Annotated in this window: 18 protein-coding genes and 4 pseudogenes; 8 read left to right on the forward strand and 14 right to left on the reverse strand. The window is 54.9% G+C overall.

All coding sequences use genetic code 11. From position 1 onward, the window contains the following. Nucleotides 1–4 precede the first annotated feature (4 nt). Nucleotides 5–118 (reverse strand): annotated as a pseudogene (locus AC2FMY_RS07135) (transposase); the annotation flags it as partial. Nucleotides 119–251: 133 nt separating this feature from the next. Then, nucleotides 252–419, reverse strand: a pseudogene (locus AC2FMY_RS07140) (integrase core domain-containing protein); the annotation flags it as partial. A 62-nt stretch (nucleotides 420–481) separates the two neighbouring features. Here AC2FMY_RS07140 and AC2FMY_RS07145 point away from each other — a divergent pair. Then, on the forward strand, nucleotides 482–949 hold the full coding sequence (locus tag AC2FMY_RS07145; protein WP_496745273.1) for a hypothetical protein: 468 nt from the start codon (nucleotides 482–484) through the stop codon (nucleotides 947–949). Here the strand turns inward: AC2FMY_RS07145 and AC2FMY_RS07150 are convergent. Both AC2FMY_RS07150 and AC2FMY_RS07155 read right to left on the reverse strand, forming a co-directional pair. After that, nucleotides 906–1205, reverse strand: a complete 300-nt coding sequence (locus tag AC2FMY_RS07150) for a transposase (RefSeq protein WP_496745275.1) — start codon at nucleotides 1203–1205, stop codon at nucleotides 906–908. The two genes, AC2FMY_RS07145 and AC2FMY_RS07150, sit on opposite strands and share 44 nt — an antisense overlap. Further along, nucleotides 1088–1501: a transposase gene (locus AC2FMY_RS07155; protein ID WP_496745277.1), complete on the reverse strand. Its 414-nt coding sequence runs from the start codon at nucleotides 1499–1501 to the stop codon at nucleotides 1088–1090. Before AC2FMY_RS07155 ends, AC2FMY_RS07150 begins: the two co-directional genes overlap by 118 nt. 71 nt (nucleotides 1502–1572) lie before the next feature. On the opposite strand from AC2FMY_RS07155, the pseudogene AC2FMY_RS07160 reads away from it, so the two are divergent. After that, nucleotides 1573–2336, forward strand: a pseudogene (locus tag AC2FMY_RS07160) (transposase); the annotation flags it as partial. Here AC2FMY_RS07160 and AC2FMY_RS07165 read toward each other — a convergent pair. From AC2FMY_RS07165 to bhcA, 5 genes and pseudogenes are all read right to left on the reverse strand, one after another. After that, a pseudogene (locus AC2FMY_RS07165) lies at nucleotides 2333–3135 on the reverse strand (transposase); the annotation flags it as partial. The pseudogenes AC2FMY_RS07160 and AC2FMY_RS07165 overlap by 4 nt on opposite strands. A 269-nt stretch (nucleotides 3136–3404) precedes the next feature. Continuing rightward, nucleotides 3405–4385, reverse strand: coding sequence for an iminosuccinate reductase BhcD (gene bhcD, locus AC2FMY_RS07170; RefSeq protein ID WP_496748686.1), 981 nt, complete (start codon nucleotides 4383–4385; stop codon nucleotides 3405–3407). A gap of 87 nt (nucleotides 4386–4472) precedes the next feature. Continuing rightward, on the reverse strand, nucleotides 4473–5636 hold the full coding sequence (gene bhcC, locus AC2FMY_RS07175; protein ID WP_496807173.1) for a 3-hydroxy-D-aspartate aldolase BhcC: 1164 nt from the start codon (nucleotides 5634–5636) through the stop codon (nucleotides 4473–4475). Nucleotides 5637–5648: 12 nt separating this feature from the next. Then, nucleotides 5649–6620 (reverse strand): beta-hydroxyaspartate dehydratase BhcB, encoded by a 972-nt coding sequence (gene bhcB, locus AC2FMY_RS07180; protein ID WP_496746510.1) that lies wholly within the window; start codon nucleotides 6618–6620, stop codon nucleotides 5649–5651. A 10-nt stretch (nucleotides 6621–6630) separates the two neighbouring features. Continuing rightward, the gene (gene bhcA / locus AC2FMY_RS07185) at nucleotides 6631–7821 is read right to left on the reverse strand and encodes an L-aspartate--glyoxylate aminotransferase BhcA (protein ID WP_496746508.1); all 1191 of its coding nucleotides are present in this window, start codon (nucleotides 7819–7821) and stop codon (nucleotides 6631–6633) included. A 215-nt stretch (nucleotides 7822–8036) separates the two neighbouring features. Between bhcA and AC2FMY_RS07190 the strand changes: the two genes are divergently transcribed. After that, nucleotides 8037–8864 (forward strand): IclR family transcriptional regulator, encoded by an 828-nt coding sequence (locus tag AC2FMY_RS07190; RefSeq protein WP_496807174.1) that lies wholly within the window; start codon nucleotides 8037–8039, stop codon nucleotides 8862–8864. 35 nt (nucleotides 8865–8899) lie between these two features. On the opposite strand, the gene AC2FMY_RS07195 is transcribed toward AC2FMY_RS07190, so the two are convergent. The 3 genes from AC2FMY_RS07195 to AC2FMY_RS07205 all read right to left on the reverse strand — a co-directional run bounded on the left by AC2FMY_RS07195 (nucleotide 8900) and on the right by AC2FMY_RS07205 (nucleotide 14121). Next, complete coding sequence (locus AC2FMY_RS07195) at nucleotides 8900–11119, reverse strand: NADP-dependent isocitrate dehydrogenase (protein ID WP_496746506.1); 2220 nt, start codon at nucleotides 11117–11119, stop codon at nucleotides 8900–8902. A 793-nt stretch (nucleotides 11120–11912) separates the two neighbouring features. Beyond that, on the reverse strand, nucleotides 11913–13268 hold the full coding sequence (locus AC2FMY_RS07200; RefSeq protein ID WP_496746504.1) for an aminotransferase class III-fold pyridoxal phosphate-dependent enzyme: 1356 nt from the start codon (nucleotides 13266–13268) through the stop codon (nucleotides 11913–11915). 76 nt (nucleotides 13269–13344) lie between these two features. Continuing rightward, nucleotides 13345–14121, reverse strand: coding sequence for an IclR family transcriptional regulator (locus AC2FMY_RS07205; RefSeq protein ID WP_496746502.1), 777 nt, complete (start codon nucleotides 14119–14121; stop codon nucleotides 13345–13347). A 119-nt stretch (nucleotides 14122–14240) separates the two neighbouring features. Between AC2FMY_RS07205 and AC2FMY_RS07210 the strand changes: the two genes are divergently transcribed. The 5 genes from AC2FMY_RS07210 (at nucleotide 14241) to AC2FMY_RS07230 (ending at nucleotide 20085) form a co-directional block, all read left to right on the forward strand. After that, on the forward strand, nucleotides 14241–15173 hold the full coding sequence (locus AC2FMY_RS07210; protein WP_480750781.1) for a tripartite tricarboxylate transporter substrate binding protein: 933 nt from the start codon (nucleotides 14241–14243) through the stop codon (nucleotides 15171–15173). Nucleotides 15174–15234: 61 nt separating this feature from the next. Continuing rightward, nucleotides 15235–15771: a tripartite tricarboxylate transporter TctB family protein gene (locus tag AC2FMY_RS07215; RefSeq protein ID WP_496746499.1), complete on the forward strand. Its 537-nt coding sequence runs from the start codon at nucleotides 15235–15237 to the stop codon at nucleotides 15769–15771. Nucleotides 15772–15781: 10 nt separating this feature from the next. After that, nucleotides 15782–17302 carry a tripartite tricarboxylate transporter permease gene (locus tag AC2FMY_RS07220; RefSeq protein WP_496807175.1) on the forward strand — a complete coding sequence of 507 codons (1521 nt, stop codon included), beginning with the start codon at nucleotides 15782–15784 and terminating at the stop codon, nucleotides 17300–17302. Between the two features lie 5 nt (nucleotides 17303–17307). Continuing rightward, nucleotides 17308–18795, forward strand: coding sequence for an aldehyde dehydrogenase (locus AC2FMY_RS07225; RefSeq protein WP_496807176.1), 1488 nt, complete (start codon nucleotides 17308–17310; stop codon nucleotides 18793–18795). Between the two features lie 42 nt (nucleotides 18796–18837). Beyond that, nucleotides 18838–20085 (forward strand): Tm-1-like ATP-binding domain-containing protein, encoded by a 1248-nt coding sequence (locus tag AC2FMY_RS07230; RefSeq protein WP_496746494.1) that lies wholly within the window; start codon nucleotides 18838–18840, stop codon nucleotides 20083–20085. Nucleotides 20086–20131: 46 nt separating this feature from the next. On the opposite strand, the gene AC2FMY_RS07235 is transcribed toward AC2FMY_RS07230, so the two are convergent. Together AC2FMY_RS07235 and AC2FMY_RS07240 are read right to left on the reverse strand one after the other, a co-directional pair. Continuing rightward, nucleotides 20132–21448: an HlyD family type I secretion periplasmic adaptor subunit gene (locus AC2FMY_RS07235; protein ID WP_496746492.1), complete on the reverse strand. Its 1317-nt coding sequence runs from the start codon at nucleotides 21446–21448 to the stop codon at nucleotides 20132–20134. Further along, a complete protein-coding gene (locus AC2FMY_RS07240; RefSeq protein ID WP_496807177.1) occupies nucleotides 21448–23166 on the reverse strand; it encodes a type I secretion system permease/ATPase in 1719 nt (572 codons plus the stop codon). Before AC2FMY_RS07240 ends, AC2FMY_RS07235 begins: the two co-directional genes overlap by 1 nt. Nucleotides 23167–23449: the final 283 nt, after the last annotated feature.

Raw genomic sequence — 23449 nt, forward strand, 5'->3', positions numbered from 1 at the left:
CTTGAAAAATACAGTTGCTAAGCCCGTGTCGACGGCACACCTCCGCCGTCGACATGCCTGCCTCGTGTTCCTTGATCGTCCAGATAATCTGCGCTTCGGTGAAACCGCTTTTTCGAATTCATTTGCTCCTTCGAAGGGTTCATCAAACTTGACCTGAGACCCAACTTTCATCCAGTCTTTGGGAGAAACCGTCGTTGATTTGCGCTGCTCCCCAAGTTTGGACCGCCGGAAGCTAGATTTTTCCGGCTCCTTCATGATGGTGGGCTGGTGACGCCATCGGGATAATGCATGGCGATCGGGACGTTATATCCGATCGCACTGTGGGGTCTGTCTTCGTTGTCGTACCTGCGCCAATCCTCCAGCATTTCACGGGCATCCGCAAGACTCATGGACCAGTGCGCGTTCAGGCATTCGGTCTTAGGTAGCAAATGCACCAAAATGCCATCTGGATGACCGGCGAGATCTCGTGTGGAATGGCGGCATGTCGAAACCATTGATTGTTCACACGCTGACAGAGAAGCGGGCCGAGATACTGTGCCAGATTAAAGCATACGAAGCGCAGTTCGCACATGCGAAGCACGATCTGGCGCATGTGAACGCGACGATTGAACTGTTCGCCGCATCTGAACGGCAGCGTGCCCGGTACATTGTGAGCCATGGGTTCTTCAAGAAGGGCGAGATCGCGGATATCTGTGCCCGCCATCTCGGGGTCGATGTTGAGCTGACCACGAGAGAACTTGCCGACCGCGCAATGGCGGAGCGCGACCAGGACATCTCAGATACTGCGCTTAGGAACTCGGTGGTCTTCAAGGTCGTTCAGGCGCTGCGACATGCCAAGCGACGAAAGCTCGTCAGGATGATCGAGAAGAAGAAAGGCATGTGTGTCTGGGGTGCCGGCGACGCCGTCACGCTGCGCGCCGTTGCCAATACCCTTTCCACGACCGGCTGACCGGGGACGCGAGAGCGCCGCCGATCAAACAATCCGCCAGGCGGCCATTGCTCTCCTCCCGATGATCCTCGAGCCAGGCTGCATGGGCCGCGTATGCATCGAGATAACTTCCGTCGACCTTCAGATGCTGTCCGCCAATCATCCGTCTAAGCCGCGAGAAGAAGCTCTCGGCAAGGTTGGTATGAGCTCCTCCGACGCTGTAACCCTCTGAATGATTGATCCTTTGCATGTCAAAGTCAGTTTCCAGAAGACCCAATGCGCGACTTCATCGGCCGAGACAACGGTATCTGGAGCGATCCTTTCCCTTGCGAACTCGACGCCCTGCGCCTCTCGAAGAAAGGTTCTCGTCACAGTTCGGTCGCCCCGCTGGCGGAGCACGACAACCACCCGGCGCTTCCCACTCCGGTTGGCGCGACGCCGCCGGTCGACACGCTCCTCCCGCAGATTGGCGGGCCGGACATGACCACCGAACACGGCGCCATCAACCTCGACCTCGCCGTCCAGACGGACGTCCCGGGTCTCCGCCTTCATTGCTTCTCTGAGCTTGTGCATGGGTAATCCCCCCCGATCTTAAGGGGATGCGGAAGTAGAATTTTCTCGGCAGGATGAACGAGGAGATTCCGATGAAGAAGACACGATTCACAGAGGCCCAGATCATGGGTGTGCTGCGCCAAATGGAGGGCGGTGTGCCTGCCGCCGAGCTTTGTCGCGAGCGCTGGATGAGCAGTGCCACGCTGTACAAGCGGCGGGCGAAGTATGGCGGCATGGACGCCAGTCTCATCAGCGAGATGAAGGCCATGGCCGATGAGAACCGTCGGCTGAAGCGCATGTACGCCGACGTCAGCATGCAGAACGACTTGCTGAAGGAGGCTGTTGGAAAAAAATGATACGGCCAGCTCAGCGCCGGGAGTTGGCCGTGAAAGCGGTGGCGATGAAAGGGGTCAGCATCGCGCTGGCGTGCCGGGCGTTCGGCGTCAGCGAGACGTGCTACAGGCACAGCCCGAAGCTGGATGAGGAGAACGAGCAAATCGCCGACCTGCTCCTCGGCCTGACGGCTGCAAATAAGACTTGGGGCTTTGGCCTGTGTTTTCTGTATCTGCACAACGTGCAGGGGCACAGGTGGAACCACAAGCGGGTTTACCGGATCTACCGCGAGCTGGAGCTGAACCTGCGGATCAAGCCGCGCAAGCGTCTGAAGCGGGAAAAGCCGGACGAACTGGCTGTGCCTGGGCCCCCGAATGAGCTCTGGTCGATGGACTTTATGGCCGACAGGCTGGGGGATGGACCGCAATTCCGGCTGCTGAACGTTCTGGACGACTTCAACCGCGAAGGGTTGGGCATTGAGATCGACTTTTCACTGCCTGCAGAACGAGTTGTTCGAGCCCTGATCGTGTTCGGATAGCCGATCTGCCCGCAGACCCGTTCGAGCGTCTGCACGACATCTTCGCCCCGATAAGTGAAGCGAGGATCGGCTGCCGCACAGAGGCGGGAATGCGTGTCAACAATGGTCAGGATACGCAGCTTGTTGCCCAGGGCAAGTTGGTCGTGCACGAAGTACATTGCCCAGACATCGCTCGGTCCGACTGCTTCCTGGCGATCTTCCCGCAGCTTTGCCTTCACCCGTCGTTTCGGGTGCTTGTTCCTCATCTGCTGGCCTAACTCATTGTAAATCCGGCGGGTCTTCTTCATGTTGATCACCCATCCTTCGCGTCGCAGCAGCACGTGCACACGCCTGTAACCATAGCGCACACCCGTCTCCGCGATCTCTTTGATCCGCCTCTCGACGGCAGCCTGATCCGTTCGCCGGGCCTTGTAGTGGTAGGTGGAGGTGTCGAAGCAGATGGCCCCACAGGCCTTCCGGATCGACACGCCCCAGTCGACGCACATCCTGGTCACGATCTCGCGCAAACGACCAGACTTCAGAGCTTTCGCCGAATGATGTCCTGAAGCATCTCACGGTCAAGCGTCAGATCGGCCACGATCTTCTTCAGCCGGGTGTTGTCATCCTCAAGCGCCTTCAACCGACGTATCTCGTCCGGCAGCAGCCCGCCATACTTCTTCTTCCAATTGAAATACGTCGCCTGACTGATCCCGGCCTTGCGGTAGATCTCCGCGACCGGCGTGCCCTGCTCGCCCTGCTTCAGAATGAAGGCCTTTTGCGCCTCCGTGAACTTCGATGCTTTCATGCGATTCCGCTCCTTTCCCAGCCAAGGAAACCTAGCGGAAAAACCCAGCTTCAATCGATCCAGTTTTCAGGAGGCAGAGCACTACAATCCTGCCCCCTACCGGAATCCACCCCATTTGCACGCATGCTAAACCACGCGTCCTATCTTACCGAAACCATGAACCTGAATTCATTCTCTGGACAAACACCGGTCATGCTAGTTTTCGGCCGTGCAAGCCGCTAGCCTGTTTGTGAAAATCCCACGGTAGCACACTGAAGCTAGCGGGCCTCCTAAGCAACTAACCCCAACCCTTGTTCCCTTGCCAGCCGGGCGGCGACTGATGCTACGGCGAGATCTTGCAGCCCGACACCCGTACCATCGAACAACGTTATCTGCTCGTCACTGGTTCGGCCTGGTTTGTCTCCATTGATTACGGCACCAATTGAAGTGATATCATCTGCTGAAATCAGGCCGTTGGCAGTGGCGTGTTGCGCCTCACCGATTGACACGGATTGAGCGACTTCATCGGCAAAAATCGTGGACGCGGCAACGAGGTTTGCATCGACCTCTTGCTTGCCCTTGGTGTCGGTACCCATGCAGGCGATATGGGTTCCGGGTTTGATCCAGTCTTTCATAAGCAACGGCTCAAAAGCAGACGTAATGGTGATGATGACGTCGGCCAGTGCACCCAAGTCTTCTGGTGTAACCACTTCAAACGCCATGCCAAGCTCCTCGGCGACAGCCCCGAGGCGTGGCAGCATGTCTGGATGCGGGTTCCAAGCGACGACCTTTTCAAAATCGCGTTGTTCGGCCGCCGCGCGCAGCTGGAAGGTGGATTGATGACCCGCGCCGACCATGCCCAACACTTTAGCATCCTCGCGTGCCAAATGGGCGATCGAGATCGAGGATGAGGCCGCAGTACGGACTGCCGTGAGATAGTTGCCGCCCACCAGAGCCGCCAGTTTCCCAGTGTCAGGGTCGAACAGGAACACGGTGGACTGGTGATTGGTCAGGCCCTTGTCCATGTTGTTTGGCCAATAGCCGCCCGACTTGACGCCCAACACCATACCGGCGCGATCAAAGCCGGATTTGAAGCCGTAAAGCGCGTCGGCATAGCCGATTGCCTCGCGGACGACAGGAAAGTTATACGCATCGCCACGCGCCATAGCGGCGAAGACCGCCTCGACAGCGTCAAAGGCCTGTTTTCGTCCAACCAGTTTTTCGCACAAGGCTTCGCTTACGATCAGTAGGCCATCCGTTTCTTCAGTCATGTCTGTCACCGTGCTTTCTTTGTTGTGGTCGCAGTGCGGAGATCGGAGAAGAAGGAGCACCGCATCCCAGGCCTCGAGGCTATCTGATCAAAAAGCCTTACCACGGGCCGAAACCGGCCACAGAGCTTCGACCTTTCCATTGCGCACGCCGACATACCAGTCATGGACATTTGCTGTGGGGTCGCAATGGCCAGGCACCAAGCGCAACTTGTCATTGACCTGGAGGACACCTTTCGGGTCCGAGATCACGCCGTGTTCGTCAGAGCATTTGATGTATTCCACATCATTTCGCCCATAGACAAAGGGTAGGCCGCTATCGACGGACTGGGCTTTGAGGCCCGCGTCACAAATGGCTTTGTCGGCCTTGGTGTGGCTCATTACCGAGGTCAGGATGAAAAACGCGTTTTCCCATTCTCCTTGGTCGATGCGGTTTCCATCCTTATCCAGAATGCGGCCATAATCGGCATCCATGAATGCGTACGAGCCGCATTGCAGTTCATTGTAAACGCCCGAGTTGCTTTCGAAATAATACGATCCTGTACCGCCGCCTGAGACCAGCTCGCACTCGATGCCTTCAGTTTTAAGGCCTCCGACCGCGTCCTTGACCATCGCGATGGCGATGTCGAGCTTTTCCTTGCGAGCCTCGTAGGTATCAAGGTGCTGCATCGCGCCCTGATAGGCCTGAATGCCGGTGAATTTCAGGTTTGGAGCGCCCTGAACTGCTTTGGCGATTTCAATCACAGCAGTGGTTGTGGTCACGCCGCAGCGGCCTGCGCCACAGTCAATCTCGATGAAAACCTCCAACTCGGTACCGTATTTCTGAGCCGCTGCCGACAGGTCGGCCACGTTGTCAATATCGTCAACGCAGACAATGATGCGTGAGCCGAGTTTTGGCAGACGGGCCAGTCGGTCGATCTTGGCGGGGTCGCGCACCTGATTGCTAACAAGAATATCCTTAATGCCGCCTCGGGCAAAAACCTCAGCCTCGGACACTTTCTGACAGCAAACGCCAACCGCGCCGCCCAGTTCCTCTTGCAGTTTGGCAACATCCACCGATTTGTGCATCTTGCCGTGCACCCTGTGTCGCATGCCATGCGCCTTGGCATAGTCGCCCATTTTTTTGATATTCCGCTCCAATGCATCCAAGTCGAGGATCAGGCATGGGGTCTGAATTTCGCTTTCATCCATGCCAATGGTGGCTGGGATGTCAAAGCCAACTTCCAGATCGTCGATGTTTGCCGGTTTGTTCATTGGTCTTCCTCCTTACCCTTTGACCCAGGGCAGTTTGTCCAGATCCACGTTGCCACCGGTGACGATGACGCCGATGCGCTTGCCTCGGAACGTGCTGGGGTTCTTCAAAATCGTTGCGAGCGGTACGGCCGAAGACGGCTCGATCACCACACGCAGGTATTTCCAAGTCAACTTCATCGCATCAATGATCTCCTGATCGGATGCAGTGAAGATATCGGTCACGTAGTTGGACACGAAATGCCAGGTGTTCTCTTTGAGTGGCACCAGCAGCCCATCTGCCACCGTTTTGGGCGCATCGTCGGCAATGATGTGCCCGGCCTTGAACGAACGGTAAGCGTCGTCAGCCTGTTCCGGTTCCGCCGCATAAATTGCAGTTTCAGGAGCAAGGCTCGAAACGGTCAGACAAGTGCCTGATACCATGCCTCCGCCACCGATGGGGGCGACTACTGCGTCGAGCCCGTCGGTTTGTTCCAGCAGTTCCGCCGAACAAGTGGCCTGTCCCGCGATCACGCGCGGATCGTTATAAGGGTGAACAAATTCGCCACCCGTCCGCGCCTGAACCTCGGCAAAGGTGGCCTCACGCGATGAGGTTGAAGGTTCGCATTCGGTGATGGTTCCCCCATAGCGTCGCACCGCATCCTTTTTGGCCTGTGGCGCGGTGCGAGGCATGACGACGTTGCACGGAATGCCCCGGCGGCCTGCGGCATATGAGAGCGACAGGGCATGGTTCCCCGAGGAATGAGTGCAAACCCCCTTCACCGCCATCTTGTCGGAAAGCCCAAAGACCGCGTTGCAGGCACCGCGCACTTTGAATGCCCCGGCCTCCTGCAAATTCTCGCATTTGAAGAACACCTGCGCGCCGGTCAGGTCGTTCAGATAATCCGAGGTCAAGACCGGTGTGCGTCGGATATGTGGTTTTATACTTTCATGCGCCTCGCGCATGTGGTCGATCGTCAAATCTGCCGCTGAAGTGTAGTCGAGCATACGGTCCTCCTCACGCTGCGGCTTTGGTCGGTGTCTGGCGGCTGGTGCGATAGTAATCCTGCGCTGCCGCGACCCCGCTGCCCAGTTCAATCGGATAGTTCAGGTCAGCCATGGCCATTTCGATGGTGGCTAGACCAGACAGAACCAGCACATCGGTCAGACTGCCCAAGTGTCCGATACGGAATGCCCTACCGTTCATTTCGCCCAGGCCGATGCCGAAGGATACACCATATGCGCTGAATGCGTGATCCGTGAGAGCGTTGCTGTCGAAACCCTCGGGTACAAAAATCGCGCTAACGGTATCGGAATAGAGGTCTGGGGATTGAGCAACCAGTTTGAGACCCCAGGCATCAACTGCACGGCGCACGCCTTCGGCCAACCGGTGATGGCGGGCATAGACGTTGTCCAGACCTTCCTCGAACAGCATCTTAAGGCTTTCGCGCATGCCGTAAATCAGTTGCAGAGGTGGGGTGTAGGGAAACCCGCCCGAGGCATTGGCTATCATCATGTCACGGAAATCAAAGAATGTGCGCGGCAGTTTGGCGGATTTCATTGCCTCCAGCGCCTTGGGGCTGACGCAGAGGATCGCCATGCCGGTGGCCAGCATGAACCCCTTTTGCGAGCCGGAAACAGCGATATCCACGCCCCAGCGATCAAACTGGAAATCAACCGAGGCCAACGAGCTGACACAATCGACGAACAGCATGGCTGGATGATCAGCGGTGTCCATCGCGCGGCGCACCGCGCCTATGTCTGAAAGGACACCAGTGGCAGTTTCGTTATGTGTCGTCAGGACTGCCTTGATCTGATGCTCCTTGTCAGCAGACAGGATTTCCTGGAATTTGTCTGCAGGCGCGCCACTCCCCCACGGGCAATCGATGACCTGGACGTCAAGACCGTGGCGCTGGCACAGATCGATCCAGCGGTGGCTGAACATTCCATAGCGTGCCACAAGAATCCTATCGCCGGGGCTAAGCGTATTGGAAACCGCCGCTTCCCATCCGCCGGTGCCACTGGCGGGAAAGGTGATGACTTGGCCTTTGGTAGTGGCAAAGACCTTCTTGGTATCTTCTAGAACGGGTGCGAAAGTGTCTACGAAATCAGGCGCGCGGTGATCCCGTGTCTGGGCCTGCATCGCAAGGCGCAGGCGATCCGGGATGTTGGTCGGGCCGGGAATGAAGACGGGGTTTTGATCGGACATGGCGGTAACCTCCATTGCTTGCTGCAAGCATGGCTGGTTGTTTTTTGCTTTTCAATTTTTTTGAAAAATATTTCCGAAATATGAATGAAAATATTAAGACACTTATATAAAATGCAAAATTATTTTTCAGTGAAAGATATCCCACGCTTTTGGAAAATGTTTTCTTTGCCTTTTCACGGCCCGATCTGGCAAAGTGGTGGCAGGAGGACTGGACCATGACGATCCAGAAGCGACCGCGCGGGCGGCCGAAATCACCATTCTCGGACAGCAATGTCGCCACTTTGCAATCATTGGATCGCGCACTCGGTTTGTTGGTGGCCTTAGCGAAAGCAGGGCGGGCAACGCTGACAGATTTGTCTCTTGGAATGAAAATCCCGGCTGCAACTACCCATCGAATTCTGACGACATTGCAAAAAAACGATTTTGTGTCTTTTGACGAAACTACGCAGGAGTGGATGATAGGTATCGAAGCCTATCGCACTGGGTCAGTCTATCTGCATCGCACCAGTTTGACCGAAATCGGGCAACCGGTCATGCGGGCGTTAATGGAGAAGACCGGCGAAACGGCCAATCTGGCGGTCCCGGACGGAGCGCAGGTCGTGTTCATTGATCAGGTTGAGACGCGCAACCCGATTCGGGCATTCTTTCCGCCAGGGACCCGCACGGCCATGCATGCGTCCGGAACAGGCAAGGCCATTTTGGCAATGCTGACGGAAAACGAGGTTAAACACCTTCTCAAAGACGTTGGTCTGACGGCTTTTACCAAACACACACGCTCAAGCTCGGAGGAACTCTTCAGGGATCTGGCGGAAACAAGAATGCGTGGCTGGTCGTTTGATGCGGAAGAGCGCTATGATGGCATGTCCTGCATTGGCAGTGCGATTTTGGACGAATCCGGGCAACCCTGCGCCGGGATTTCCATATCTGGCCCAAGCAGTCGTTTTTCCGTTGAAACGGTTGCAATGTTCGGCAACGCGGTTTCTGAGGCGGCGGCCGAAATCACGCAAAAACTGGGAGGTGCACCTAAGCCGCAAGCAAAGTAGAACCCCCAAAGACTTTCTCCGGGGGTTTTGTCTTCTTATTGTCCGCCAATGATGGCGTTCAGTGTCGCTGATGGGCGCATGACGGCCGCAGTTTTCGCAGGGTCAGTGTGGTAGTAACCGCCCAGATCGGCTGCCTTGCCTTGGGCCGCTGCAAACTCCGACAGGATTGCATCCTCATTGTTTGCCAACTCTATAGCGATCGGAGCGAATTCGGTGGCCAGGTCGGCATCGTCATCTTGTTCAGCCAGTGCTTCGGCCCAGTAGCGGGCGAACCAATAGTGGCTGTCACGGTTATCTGGTTGACCAACCTTGCGGCTCGGTGACTTGTTGTTGTCCAGGATGCCTTGGGTCGCATCTTCGGCCGCACGGCCCAGAACACCAGCTTTGGCATTGCCTTTAACATCCGCGAGGAAGTTTAGCGATTCACCCAATGCACAGAACTCACCCATCGAGTCCCAGCGCAGGTGATTTTCCTCAACCAACTGCTGCACGTGTTTCGGAGCCGATCCGCCAGCACCGGTCTCGAACAGGCCGCCACCATTCATCAGTTTGACGATCGAAAGCATCTTTGCTGAAGTGCCCAATTCCAAGATTGGGAAAAGGTCGGTCAAGTAGTCACGCAGCACGTTGCCAGTGATAGCGATACTGTCTTCGCCCTCGGTGATTGTCTCAAGCGACTGCCTGGTGGCTTCGCGTGGGGCCATGATCAGGAAGTTGTCAGCAACGCCCGCTGCCTCAAGGGCTGGTTTGACATAGTCAATCAGTTGCGCGTCATGGGCGCGGTTGGCGTCCAGCCAGAAGATTGCTTCGGACCCGGTCAATCGCTGACGGTCCATCGCAAGTTGAATCCAGTTTTCGATCGGTGCTTTCTTGACGGTGCAGGCACGCCAGATATCACCGGCCTCGACCTGGTGCGAGTGCAGGACTTCGCCATTTGCCAGGACAATACGGATAATGCCGTCTGCCTGCGCCTCGAATGTGGTCGGGTGGGAGCCATATTCCTCGGCCTTCTGCGCCATCAGGCCAACGTTTGCCACGGCGCCTGCAGTTGCCGGGTTCAATGCGCCGTTTTCTTTGAAGAACTTGATCGTCTCGTCATAGATCGAAGCATAACAGTTGTCAGGGATTATGCAGTTGGTGTCACCCTTGGCTCCGGTCTGGTCCCACCCCTTTCCGCCTGCACGGATCACGGCAGGCATCGACGCATCGACGATCACATCGCTGGGTACATGCAGGTTGGTGATGCCTTTGTCGCTGTCGACCATGTACATCGACGGGCGCTCCGACTTGAGGGCTTCGATCGCGGCCATGATATCGGCATTGCCCTTGACGCGTTCCAGCAGGTCACCCATGCCGGAATTCGGGTTCACACCTAGCAACTTCATTTCATCGCCGAACTGTTCGAATACGGGATTCAGCCACGCTTTGACCGCATGTCCAAAGATGATTGGGTCCGAGACCTTCATCATTGTCGCCTTCAAGTGCAGCGAGAACATGGTGCCGTCCACCTTGGTGTCCTCGATGGCTTCCGCAAGAAAGGCGTCAAGCGCCTTAGCAGACATGAAGGTCGCGTCGGCGACCGTGCCTTCTTCCAGCTTCCAACCGTCTTTCAGAACAGTGACCGAGCCATCGTTGTCGACGAACTCGATCTTGGCATCACCTGCCTGAGCGGCTGTGATGGTTGCTGATTTCTCATTGGCATAAAAATCGTCGCCGGGCATCGAGCTGACTTTGGTCTTGCTGTCTTTGGACCATTCGCCCATCGAATGCGGGTTCTTTTGAGCATAGTTCTTGACCGCCTTTGCTGCGCGGCGATCGCTGTTTCCTTCCCGCAAGACCGGATTCACGGCTGAACCCTTGATGGCATCGTATCGGGCACGAGTCTCTTTTTCCTCAACTGTCTTGGGATTTTCGGGATAGTTGGGGATGTTATACCCCTGTCCCTGAAGCTCGGTGATTGCCGCCACTAACTGCGGCACCGAGGCGGAGATGTTTGGCAGTTTGATCACGTTGGCGTCGCGGGTCTTGACCAAATCACCCAATGCCGCAAGATCGTCGGTTTGGCGCTGCCCGTCGGTCAGGTTTTCGGGGAATGCTGAAATGATGCGTCCCGCAAGGGAAATATCCTTGGTTCCGACGCTCACGCCTGCGGCCGAAGCGAACTTTCGAATGATCGGCAGGAAGGATGCGCTCGCCAGTTCCGGCGCTTCGTCTACAATGGTATACAATATGTCGAAGTTCGATTTATCTGCCATATTACTTTACCTTTTTTGCCTTTCTGGGCGTGGGATCCAAGAGTGTGAGGCCACCCGCGTGGTGACGAAAGCGGAGCGGATTGATTGACCCGACCCTGCAGAGACACTGTTTTGACAAGCTTCCCTTACATCCCTATGCGTTTGGGATCAATCGGTCAGAGATGCGCATTTTGCCCCACTTGATGCAATTCCTCGCGACTGTTTGTTTCTCTGCAATCGTGAGACGGTTGAGCGCCAGTGTTCAGCGAAAAACTGGAGAGCAAGTTTTGATGGTAGCGACACTTGGCCGGAGATTGTCTTGAGAAGGCATTTTTCGGGGATGAGACCGAAATGCCGAATTTTGAATTATAGGAAATGACTCTGGACACCTTGCGCGCTCTTTCGATCGCATGGCTGCTGCGCGTGCGCGAATAGACCATGTCGCCGATTCGCGAGAAGTTCTTAGGTAATCAGGATAAGTGGAACACGAAATGGCGCAATTTGCGAATGCCAGAAAGCTTGAGCAGTCGACGATCCCGCATGAGGTATGTCTAATTCCACCCTGCCTGCCGTGTATACTGTGCGCAATGGAAAGGCCCGAGCAGAACACCCGTCGCCCAAACCTCAATAACGGGCGCTGTACATTAGTCTCTTTCTCAAAGACCAGGAGACAGCTCCTGCTGGACAGCTTGGCCACGACAAGCACCAACCATCGGCCGTTCAAACTCAATTCGGTGCACGCAGGCTCGAACAATTTCCGGATTTGCTGAACGAACTTTGAAAATTCAGGATCTGAAAGGGTGACTTACCTTGTTCATTTGATCGAACTCAATCCCGCATCGAGCGCGGACAGTATCGTCTCGACATCTTCAGCGGTTATGATGAGCGGAGGTGAAAGAATGATGTTGCAACCCGAGACACGGATCATTGCGCCTGCTTGATAAGTCGCTTTCTGAACTTTGACAGGGACATCTTTTGAAACGGGCGATTTTACCGTTCGATCCGATACCAGTTCCAAAGCGCACATCAGGCCTTCGCCGCCGCGCACATCGCCAATCAATGCGTGTTTTTCCTTGAGTTTTTGCAAGCCACCGAACAATTCGGCCCCCCTGGTTGCAGCGTTTTCCCACACCCGCAACCTTCGAACTTCGGCCAGCGACGCCAGTGCGGCTGCCGCACCGACGGGGTGACCTGAGTATGTGTAGCCCGAGTCAACGGAGGCCATGCCACTGACATCTGTTTCAAAAACTGATGAAACCTCATCCGAAACCATGACTGCCCCGAACGGAAAATATCCGTTGGTGATCGCTTTGGCGGTTGTCATGAAATCCGGCTTTACACCCCAATGACGAGACCCGCTTTCGTCGCCTGTTCGGCCGAAGGCGGTAATGACTTCGTCGGCGATCAGCAAGATCCCATGATTGTTACAAATTTCACGAACTTTCGGCATGAAGCTCTTGTGTGGGGGGATTACGCCACCAGCGCCGAGTATCGGCTCCATGATAAACGCTGCGATCGTATTTGCATCCTGAAACGCGATTTCAGCCTCGATAGCTTGCAAGCACAGTTGCGCGAGTCGCTCGGGGTCGGATTCATTGAATGGGTTCCGATAGGCATATGGTGCGGGAATGTGGAAGCAACCAGGCAGCATCGGTTCATAGGCATTGCGGAACTTACCGTTCCCGTTGACGCTTGCGCCACCGAAATGGGTTCCATGATAGCCGTATTTCAGGCTGAGAAACTTTGTGCGCCCAGCTTCGCCTCTGATCCGGTGGTATTGACGGGCGAGTTTCAACGCAATTTCGACCGAGTCAGACCCGCCGGACGTATAGAAAGCACGCGTTAATCCGTCCGTCGAGAAGAATTCAGCCAATTCATAAGATAGCTCAATCGCTTTGTCATTGGTGGTGCCTCGAAAGCATGAATAGTATGGCAGGTCGCACAGTTGCTGGGCGATGGCTTCTTTTACTGGCTCGCAAGAGTAGCCCAAATTAACGTTCCAAAGGCCTCCGACCGCGTCGATAGTCTTGTGCCCCTCGACATCAACAATGTGAACCCCTTCTCCGCCGGTCAGGATGGTAGGTGGGTTGGTTTGAGCATCTGCAGGATGAGTCATCGGTTGCCAAAAATGGCGACCGTTATTTTCCATCAGAAAGTTCGAATCTTTCATTGGCTTGAACTCCGGATCATGAATAAGACGAGAGGAACTCTCAAAAACGAACTTTGCGATTGAGGTTCGGCTTCGTTCAGTGAGTTGAGTTTGGATAGTCATGCGGGGCACGCCCCCCGAGGGCGGATGTTATTTCTTCCGCCGCACGTTCCAGTGATATCAGACATTTGGCTTCGAGTTCCGGTGTGGCACGAGAAGTTGGAATAGCCGCCGCAACCGCGCCAACAGCCATTTGATTGCCGTCGAACAGAGGGCGGGCAATTCCTTTGACGCTTTCTTCGAATGACCCTTCGGCGACCGCATACCCACGGTCGCGGATAGTAGAAATCATTGCGGCAAGATCGCAGCGATTGGTGACTGTTTTGTTCGTTACCTTGTGTAGATCGTGGGTCAGGAGGTGCTCCAAAAGGCGTTTGTTGCCAAAGGCAGTTACAACCAAACCCGATGCCGTTGCGTGCAGGGGCAGGATTTCGGAAGGATCCACTACTACACGTACCGAGTGGCTTTGAGTTTCTTCAATTGCAACTGTGTTCAGGTGGAATCTGTCCAGCAGAGACATATGAACGGTTTCTCCAGTTGCTCCTACACACTCCCGTAGGATTGGGCGAGCAATGGATCGGGTGGGAAAAGCCATTTCCCTTTGATTGGCGAGCCTCAGAACCGTACTGCCGAGACGATAGAGCTTGGTGTCCGATTTCTGCTCGAGTAAGCCGAATTCACACAACTCACCAAGAAGACGCAACGCAGTCGCCTTATTCAGGCCGGACATGCGCGTAACTTGCGACAGCCCCAGTTCAGGGTGTTGTGTCGAAAAAAGGTCCAACAAGGACAATGCCTTCAGTGTCGTTCCCACCTTTTAAGCCCTGCTGCTACGTCTCATCTCGACATCAAGCTTGACACAAAGAAGTTAATATAGCAATCTTATTTTTGAAATAACGGTTCAAATAATGAGCCAACTTGGGAGGAAATCTTATGGTCAAACTAACTGCTTTCGCAGGCGCTTTTGTGTTGACGGCAAGTGCGGTTTTCGCAGAGTACCCGGAAAAACCTGTGTCGTTTGTGGTGCCGTGGCCTCCAGGTGATCTGGAGGACGTATTGACCCGGTTGATCGCGGATGAGTTCCAGTCGATGTACGGCGTTCCGGCTGCTGTAGTGAACAAGCCCGGTGGTGGTGGCGGGCCGTTTCCCGGGGCGGTGGAGGTCGCGACCGCGCCTGCGGATGGCTATACTGTGGGTTCGTTCGTGGTGGGCGTTCCGGTCATCGGGCCGGAAATAGGCATTCCTGAACTTTCTCCGAACCCATTTGAGCCACTGGGAATATTCATGACCTATCCATTCGTGGTGGCCGCATCTGGAGATGCCCCGTATTCGAGTTGGGAGGAGCTTGTTGCCCATGGCAAGGATAACGAAGTGGCACTGGGTCATTTCGGGACGTTCCTGCCGCCCACCAAGATCACTATGGCTGCAGCCATCGAAAGTGGGTTTGACTTTGCAAGTGAAGCCGCATTCGACGAACTGAACTGCAACACACTCGCTTCAGGCGATGTGGATGTCATCAACACGACGCTGCAGCAGATCATGCCGTGCAAGGATGATCTGCACATTCTGGCAAGTATCGGCAGTCAGCGTATCGCAATCACACCTGACACCCCAACCGTTACCGAGCTGGTACCCGGTCTGACCTTGTCATTGTGGAACGGGCTTTTCGTTCACAAAGACGTGCCTCAGGAGGCGCGCGACAAGATTGCTGCAGCAGCGCAGAAGGCGTTGCAGTCCGAGCAAGCTCAGAGCCTGATAAATGAAACTGGTGTTCTGATCTATTGGCAGGATGCGGCCGAATCCACGGAGCAGATCGAATCTGACAAAGCCATGTTCGGCAAGGTCGCTGAAATTCTTGGGGAATAAAGCTCGTTGACTTCAATGCCCCCGGATGGACCGGGGGCATGACTCGCAGGGAGGAAGGTCAATGCTTGTAAGAACGCTGCAGGATTTGTTCAAACGCTATCGCCGGCCAGGTGACATTGTATTTGCAATCTTTTTTCTCGCTTTCTCGTTTTTTCTTCTGACGCAGCTTGGAGAGCAAACCAAGCTAGTCAAAAGAACCAAATGGTTTGCACAACCTTCGTTGTGGCCAACCATCGCCGTTTACGGAATGGTTTTGTTCGGTGCGCTTCATTGCCTGAGTTCAGCCCTGTCCCCCCGAATTCCCGGTCGTTGGCGCGAAGTACTTTTCTGGCTGAGGTCGCTGGAATTTGTTGCCTATTTCCTCATCTATGTGTTGGTGGTCCCTTACCTTGGATACCTGCCGTCGACAGTTCTCTTCGCGCTGTTTCTAGCTGTTCGTTGTGGGTTCACGAGTTTTGCCTCCTTGGCTGCATCTGCCGCCTTCGGAGTCAGCGTAGCAATTTTGTTTCGCGCTTTCTTGCAGGTCAAAATCCCGGCGGGCCAGATATATGAGTACCTCCCTGATTCATTGCGGGCGTTTGCCCTGACTTACTTATGAGGCCATCCCGATGGATACGCTGATCTCCGGTTTCGGGATAATTGCTCAATGGAACGTGGTCGCAGCCCTCCTTATCGGGTCGATAGGCGGTGTCATCATCGGCGCATTGCCGGGCGTCGGCGCGGCTGTTGCAATTGCAATTCTCTTGCCCGCCACATTTGCCTTTGAACCCATTGTCGGGCTGACTTTGCTTTTGGGTATATATGGTTCATCCATGTATGGCGGCGCGATCCCTGCAATTCTGATCAATACGCCCGGAACAGCGGTCAACGCCCTGACCACTTATGACGGTTATCCGATGACGAAACGAGGACAAGGGCAGCGAGCGTTGTCGCTGGCCTACTCGGCTTCTTTCTTCGGTGGCATCTTTTCGGTTATCTGCTTGATCATCCTGTCGCCGGTTCTTGCGGCCGTCGCCCCGCATTTCGGTAGTCGCGAGATCTTTCTTGCGGCACTCATGGGCATCATCCTTTTGGTGTTGGCCCATCGGGGGCAAACGTTTGCTGCGGCGATGTTGGCAAGTTTTGGCCTGTTGCTGAACACCGTTGGGCTGGAACCGGTCAAATACACGAAACGTTTCACATTTGACCAAAGCTGGCTGGCCTCGGGGGTCGATCTGATCGTTGTTGTTCTCGGACTCTTCGCCATCAGTCAGGCATTACTACTTATGGTCGACAAAGATCACGCGCCGGGTCAGGCGCATGTCGATGGTAATTTACTTTCGGGGTTCAAGGAACTTTTCGGGATCAAGCGGGTAGCGACTGTGTCATCCAGTATTGGCGTTTTGATGGGTATGGTTCCCGGAGTGGGCGAGTTTACGGCGCAATTCCTATCCTATACCTATGCCCAGAAAAGCTCGAAAGAGCCGGGAAAATTCGGTGACGGCTCGCCGGAAGGCCTTGTCGCGTCGGAAGCGTCGAACAATGCCGTGCCAGGCGCTGCCATGATCCCGTTGCTGGCGCTTGGCATCCCGGGCGAGGCGCTGACCGCGATGATGCTGTCGGTCTTTTACGTCCACAATGTGATCCCCGGCCCCCAGCTGTTTGAAAGCCAGATGGACTTTGTCATGGCGATCTATCTGGCGCTGATACTGCTAAACGTGATTGTTCTGGTCTTTTTGCTGTTCTCGACCAACCTGCTCTTGAAGATCATTCAGATCCCGACTCGTTTTTTGGGAATCATAATCATCATCCTGTCCTTTGTCGGGGTCTACAGTCTGCGAAACTCCATCACTGATTGCGCCTTGGCTTCCGGGTTCGGTGTATTTGGGTTGATTCTAAAGCGGCTAAATCTGCCGATTGTCCCAATCATTCTAGGGATGGTTCTGGGAGGTATCATGGAGGTCAAATTGCGCAGCGCGATGGCCCGGGTCAAGACGCCACTGGACTTTGTTGATCGTCCTATCGCCGCCTTCCTGTTCGCAATGATCGTGCTAATTTTCGCGTTGCATATCAGAGCCTTGATCCGAGAGCACAAAGCCCGCCGGAACCCCGAGCCTGTCGGACCGGAAACAACCACACAACAAGGGTGATTCGAATGCTTGACCAGGCAGCTATAGATCGCATCCGACGCCAGAATATTCCCGATCAGGGCCATTTCATCGATGGCAAGTCTGTTTCTTCGGTATCGGGAGAGCACCTGGAAGTCATCTCCCCTATCAACGGTCAATTCCTGACGCGGATCGCCAAAGGTGTTCCGGATGACATGGCCAAGGCAGTGAAGTCGGCTCGGGCGGCGTTCGAGGATGGTCGCTGGTCTCGCGTGGCGCCTGCTACCCGTAAGAAGATCTTGATGCGGCTGGGAGATCTGATCGAGGAGCGAGCCTTGGAATTGGCCGTGCTGGGCGTTCGTGACAATGGAACCGAGATCAATATGGCCTACAGGGCGGAAGCTTTGTCAGCCGCGGCTACGTTCCGGTACTATGGCGAGGCCATCGACAAGATCTACGGTCAGATCGCTCCAACGCCCAATGATGTACTGGGCTTGGTTCACCACACTCCAGTTGGTGTAGTGGGGGCAATTGTGCCGTGGAATTTTCCCTTGATGATTGGCAGTTGGAAAATCGCGCCCGCTTTGGCCGCCGGCAATTCTATTGTTCTGAAACCTGCTGAAAGTGCCTCGCTTACCCTACTCAAAATAGCTGAGCTGGCTTCTGAAGCAGGGTTGCCTGATGGCGTGTTCAACGTGGTGACCGGAAAAGGATCGGTCGTCGGAGAGGCCTTGGCCTTGAGCATGGACGTGGATATTCTTGTTTTTACCGGATCGGGTGCCACAGGACGGTGCTTAATGAAGTATTCGGCGGAGTCCAATCTAAAGCGCTGTTATCTTGAGCTTGGCGGAAAGTCTCCAAATATAGTGTTCAACGACGTGCCAGACCTGGCTCAGGCAGCGGCAATATCAGCAGCAGGTATTTTTCGGAACTCAGGTCAGGTTTGTGTGGCTGCATCCCGGCTGCTGGTACAAGACGACATAGCTGACGATTTCGTGGCCGAAATGGCGCGCCATGCGGGCGCTTTCCGCGTTGGCGACCCCCTCGATCTGAAAATCCAGATAGGTGCCGTACATTCTCTCGCTGAGCTTTCGTCCAATCTGGATTTTGTTCAGACGGCCCAAGACGAGGGCGCTCGCTGCGTTACGGGTGGCGAGCGGATACTGGAGGAAACCGGAGGTTACTATATGTCGCCCACGATCATGAGTGGGGTCAAACCAACCGATAACCTGTTTCGAAAAGAGGTTTTTGGCCCAGTTTTGGCGGTTACGACGTTCAAGGACGAGGCTGAGGCAATTGGGCTGGCCAACAGCACCGATTATGGGCTGTCCGCCGGGATATGGACCTCGAATATAAGCCGTGCGCATCGGATGGTTGACGCGGTGCGGTCCGGTGTCATCCACGTCAATACATATGGCGGTTCCGATATGACGGTCCCGTTGGGAGGGGTCAAGCAATCAGGCAACGGGCACGACAAATCACTGCATGCGATGGACAAGTATTTGGATCTGAAATCCGCCTGGATTCAGCTTTAAGATAATTTGGTTGCGGCGGTATCGATCGCTAGGAGGAAACGAATGTCAAAAAGAACCATCCTGGTAATTGGCACTTACGACACCAAGGAACCCGAAATGAGGTTCATCGAACAATGCATCAAGGGACAAGGAGCCAATGTTCTGAGTATGGATGTGAGCGTATTGGGTGTTCCTTCCGGCCCGACGGATATCAGCAAGCACGATGTTTCCGCCGCTGGCGGCATGACCATTGATGACGTCATTGCGTTAGGAGACGAGAACAAAGCCTTTCGTGTCATGTCACGGGGGGCTGCGTCGTTGGTTGCGAAAGAACATGCAGAAGGGCGGTTTGACGGAATGTTGGCAATCGGCGGCACGATGGGCACGGACCTCGCGCTCGATTGTGCTCAAGTCCTGCCCATGGGAGTGCCAAAATACATCGCCTCAACCGTCAGCTTTTCTGCCTTAGTCCCCCCTGATCGTTTGGCGCCTGACATCCAGATGATCCTTTGGGCAGGCGGCCTCTATGGGTTGAATTCGGTATGCCGGTCATCCCTTTCCCAGGCTGCCGGAGCCATCGTAGGAGCCACAAAAGCTGTTCAGCCGCCCTCTTCAGATCGACCCATGGTCGGTATGACCTCGCTGGGATCATCCTGTTTGAAATACATGAAAACACTGAAACCTGCACTTGAAGAACGAGGGTTTGACGTGGCGGTGTTTCATTCGACGGGAATGGGCGGCATGGCTTTTGAAAAGCTGGCCGGTGAGGGAGCGTTCAATTGCGTCATGGATTTTTCTATGCAGGAATTCGGCAACTTGATGGCCGGGTCGCTCGTTTCCAGTGGTGAAGACCGGCTTACAAATGCAGGAAAGGTCGGGACACCTCAGATGGTGGCGCCTGGAGCCCTAGACTTGGTGGATTTTGCTGGCTGGCAGGATATCCCGCCGCAATATGCCGGCCGCCCCTTTCACGAACACAATCGATTGATCAAAAGCTCTGTCTTCACAGCTGAAGAACGCCGCATGTGGATACGTGAGATGGCAAAACGAATGGCAGCCGCCAAAGGGGCAACACACTTCTTCTTGCCCCTAGGTGGAGTCGAAGAATGGGACCGGGAAGGGCACGAGGCGCACGATCCAGAAGGGCTTGCCGCATTGGTTGACGAAGCCCGAAAGATTATTCCTGGACAGACGCCAATGACCGAGGTGGACGCGCATATTAATGATAGTGAGTTCAGTGACGCAGTGCTGTCTCTTTTTGATGAATGGATCAGGGACGGGACCGTTTCCAAAGAATTGCGGGCGCAATGAACGACCCTAGAAGAACCATGCCGGTTAATAACCTGCCGTCTCCAATTTACTCGCGGAATGCCTTCACGAAGTAGTCTGTGAGCGGTTTGGTCAAATAGGAAAGCGGCGTTCGCTCGTCCGTCTTGATCAAAGTCTCAACGGGCATGCCCGGAAGCAGAACTTGGCCCTGGAGACGGTCCAACTGCCCCTCATCCAGATAGAGTTCGGCCCGATAAAAACTATACCCGGTTTTTTCGTCCGTAAACACATCAGCCGAAATGGTAGCGACATGGCCGTCGATTTCTGGTGTCTGCCTTTGGTTGAAAGCTGTAAACCTCAGTGTAGCCGCCTGCCCAACATGGAGTTGGTCAACATTAATGGCATCCACCCGCGCCGTTACTTTCAGTGGGGTGTCCTGCGGAACCACATACATCATAGGTTCGGCGGGTTGGACCACCGATTGCAGCGCAAAGATCGTGCTTCCATAAACGACACCTGAGACAGGTGCCCGAATATCCATGCGCGACAACTGTTCACGCAGTGAAAGACGCCGTTCGGCCAGTTCAATCTCGCGGAATTGCAGGTCGCGCAAAGTTGTTATGGCTTCTTCCCTTCGGGTTGCGCCAAGGCGGACGATCTCGATCTCAGTCGAGGCGATCTGGCCTTTAAGCCGGGCTACGGTCGCTTCGAGCTGCCCGATTTCACCGTTCAGGTTTGCGCTTTCGCGCTTCAATGCCGAAACGCGGCTGGTCTGTGTAAGGCCCCTTGTCAGAAGGCTTTCCTGATCTTCCAACTCGTCCTCGATCAGGGCAACTTGCTCTCTCAAAGCGACCAGTTGCGCCTGCGTGCCTTTGATTTCGCTTTCGATCTGCGTTTTCTGCTCCCGAAGTTGTTCCGACTGTTTCTCCATTGTTTCTGCTCGGGCAATGAACAAGCGGCGCTGACCGTCTACAAGTTCCTTCGTCGCATGCTCGTCTTCGGTCAATTGCTGGAGTTTGGTGTTCAGTCCTTCGGTGTCCTCACCATCGCGTTCCGCCTCAAGGCGAGCCTTGCGTGCGAGAAGTTCAAACAGTTGCCCCTGGACGATAGTAAGTTCCGACGACAGGAATGTGTCGTCGAACCGGATCAACATATCGCCCGCATTTACCCTGTCACCGTCGCGAACAAAGATTTCGCCCACGACACCACCATCCGGATGCTGAACCACCTGACGATTTGTTTGAACCTCGACAATCCCCGGAGAGACGATAGCACCAGCAAGTTCCGTTTGCGTGCTCCAGACACCGATGCCGCCAACCAAAATGGCCAGCGCGAAGAACCCTACGGCTGCAGGAAAGGCAATACGCCATGCAGGTTTATTGGACGAAGCAGATATATCGGCCATTACTCGCCCGCCTTTCCGAATTGTCTTTTGATCACACCAGCATTTTGAACCATTGCGCTCAGCACCTCATCACGGTTGCCTATCCGCACAATCTGGCCTTTTTCCACCACGGCTAAACGATCGCATTCAGATATGGCTTGAGGGCGATGAGTCATGATCATGACGGCTTTGCCGACAGACTTGAACTCTCGCACTGCGGCATTGAGTGCTTCGGTTCCTTCCGCATCCAAAGCCGAATTCGGTTCGTCTAGGATCAGCAGAACCGGATCGCCATACAAAGCGCGTGCCATCGCAATCCGTTGCTTTTGACCACCGGACAATTGGCTGTCGTTACCTTCGAGAAACGTGTCATATCCCTTTTGCAGGCTCAGGATTAGCTCATGGGCCTTGGCCTTCTTGGCCGCGGCAATAACTGCCTCGGAATCAGGGTTCAGGGACATGCGGGCAATGTTTTCGGCAACAGTTCCATTGAACAAAGTAACTTGTTGCGGCAGGTAGCCGATATGCTTGCCCAGATCACTGACATCGTACTGGTCCAGCGTGGCTCCACCCAATCGAATTTCCCCCGCCGCAGCGGGCCAAAGTCCCAGCAAAGCCTTCGCCAATGTGGTCTTGCCAGATCCGCTTTTGCCGATAACGCCGATGGCTTCGCCCGGCTCCACAGTCATGCTGACATTGCGCAAGGTTGGCGTCGAGGCACCCGGAGGAATGACTGTCACGGATTGCACCGACAGGTGCGCTTTAGGGATTGGTAACTTGGTTCGCTTGTCTTCTGGAGGGATTGAGTCAAGAAATCTGCTCAACGATGTCCACGAGGTTCTGGCGCGTTCAATGAGCCCCCATTGGCCGATCGACTGTTCTATCGGCGCGAGCGCGCGACCCAATAGGATAGAGCCGGCAATCATCGCGCCTGCGGTCATTTCGTTTTGCAAAACCAGGTAGGCACCAAGTGCTAGCATGGCCGATTGCAGGAATAGCCGAACTGATTTGGTTAGAGATGTAAAGCTGCCGGTCCAGTCGCTAGCGGCAATTGTTTGCCCCAGCGCGTCGGACCTCTGCCGCATCCAACGTGCTGTCACGTCGCGTTGCATACCCTGGGAGCGCACAACTTCGGATGCCTGTCGGGCGCTTTCCGAGAAAGCGTTGGCCAAGGCTGACGCTTTTTGGGCGTCCGCTACGCGCTTGCGCGTCAAAGCCTGATTGAGCAATGCGACAACTATCAGTATGCCTCCTCCCACAATTGCAAGCCAGCCAAGCCAAGGATGAAAGATGAAAATCGCGGCAAGAAACAATGGCGTCCATGGTATGTCCAACACGGCCAAAAGTACGGGAGAACTGCACAGTGTTTGAATAGATTCAAGATCACGCAGGGCCGTCGCAGGGGTAGATCGGGCACGCGGGTGAATCGATTGTCTGAGTGTCGCTTCGAAGACTCTTTCATCCAGTTCAGTTTGCAGCCGCGCTCCAAATCGCGCGACGATGCGGCCGCGGGCATAGTCAAGTAGGGCCATCAGGCCATATAGCAGAGCCACCAGCAAGAACAGCGCAGTCAGCGTTTCTTCAGATCGCGATCCTAGAACGCGGTCATAAACCTGAAGCATAAATAACGGGCCTGTGAGCATCAGAATATTTACAAAGATGCTGAACAGGAAGGCCACGCCGATGTATCGAAGGCCATTGTTTCGCGCCGCTTGAAGTTCGTGGCGTGCCTGAGGCATTTGGCTTAGACGTGTCATATTTAAGATCAGACTTTAATGGGCTCACAAAACGCGTTCGCGATGCTTGATTCCCGGGTTTAATTGTTTCCGAACATTGACTGAATTTTCAGCCGCTTATCAGCTTCAGCCCATGTGTCCGGTCATTCGGTCCCCACATTCTGCAAAGAGTTTTAGGAGCTTTCTCGAAGGAGCTAAATACATCTTCGATTTGTGTCTTCAACACTCCCTAGTTCTTGTATTGCGGAAAATCGCCAAACTTTTTGATACTCAGCGACTTATCGCC

This window comes from Ruegeria sp. YKSE079, from assembly GCF_059612845.1.

Bases quoted from the DNA above. Each gene is read 5' to 3' on its own strand.
- AC2FMY_RS07145 (WP_496745273.1), top strand. From the start codon at position 482: ATGTCGAAACCATTGATTGTTCACACGCTGACAGAGAAGCGGGCCGAG.
- AC2FMY_RS07155 (WP_496745277.1), bottom strand. From the start codon at position 1,501: ATGCACAAGCTCAGAGAAGCAATGAAGGCGGAGACCCGGGACGTCCGT.
- bhcD (WP_496748686.1), bottom strand. From the start codon at position 4,385: ATGACTGAAGAAACGGATGGCCTACTGATCGTAAGCGAAGCCTTGTGC.
- bhcC (WP_496807173.1), bottom strand. From the start codon at position 5,636: ATGAACAAACCGGCAAACATCGACGATCTGGAAGTTGGCTTTGACATC.
- bhcB (WP_496746510.1), bottom strand. From the start codon at position 6,620: ATGCTCGACTACACTTCAGCGGCAGATTTGACGATCGACCACATGCGC.
- bhcA (WP_496746508.1), bottom strand. From the start codon at position 7,821: ATGTCCGATCAAAACCCCGTCTTCATTCCCGGCCCGACCAACATCCCG.
- AC2FMY_RS07190 (WP_496807174.1), top strand. From the start codon at position 8,037: ATGACGATCCAGAAGCGACCGCGCGGGCGGCCGAAATCACCATTCTCG.
- AC2FMY_RS07195 (WP_496746506.1), bottom strand. From the start codon at position 11,119: ATGGCAGATAAATCGAACTTCGACATATTGTATACCATTGTAGACGAA.
- AC2FMY_RS07200 (WP_496746504.1), bottom strand. From the start codon at position 13,268: ATGAAAGATTCGAACTTTCTGATGGAAAATAACGGTCGCCATTTTTGG.
- AC2FMY_RS07210 (WP_480750781.1), top strand. From the start codon at position 14,241: ATGGTCAAACTAACTGCTTTCGCAGGCGCTTTTGTGTTGACGGCAAGT.
- AC2FMY_RS07215 (WP_496746499.1), top strand. From the start codon at position 15,235: ATGCTTGTAAGAACGCTGCAGGATTTGTTCAAACGCTATCGCCGGCCA.
- AC2FMY_RS07220 (WP_496807175.1), top strand. From the start codon at position 15,782: ATGGATACGCTGATCTCCGGTTTCGGGATAATTGCTCAATGGAACGTG.
- AC2FMY_RS07225 (WP_496807176.1), top strand. From the start codon at position 17,308: ATGCTTGACCAGGCAGCTATAGATCGCATCCGACGCCAGAATATTCCC.
- AC2FMY_RS07230 (WP_496746494.1), top strand. From the start codon at position 18,838: ATGTCAAAAAGAACCATCCTGGTAATTGGCACTTACGACACCAAGGAA.
- AC2FMY_RS07235 (WP_496746492.1), bottom strand. From the start codon at position 21,448: ATGGCCGATATATCTGCTTCGTCCAATAAACCTGCATGGCGTATTGCC.
- AC2FMY_RS07240 (WP_496807177.1), bottom strand. From the start codon at position 23,166: ATGCCTCAGGCACGCCACGAACTTCAAGCGGCGCGAAACAATGGCCTT.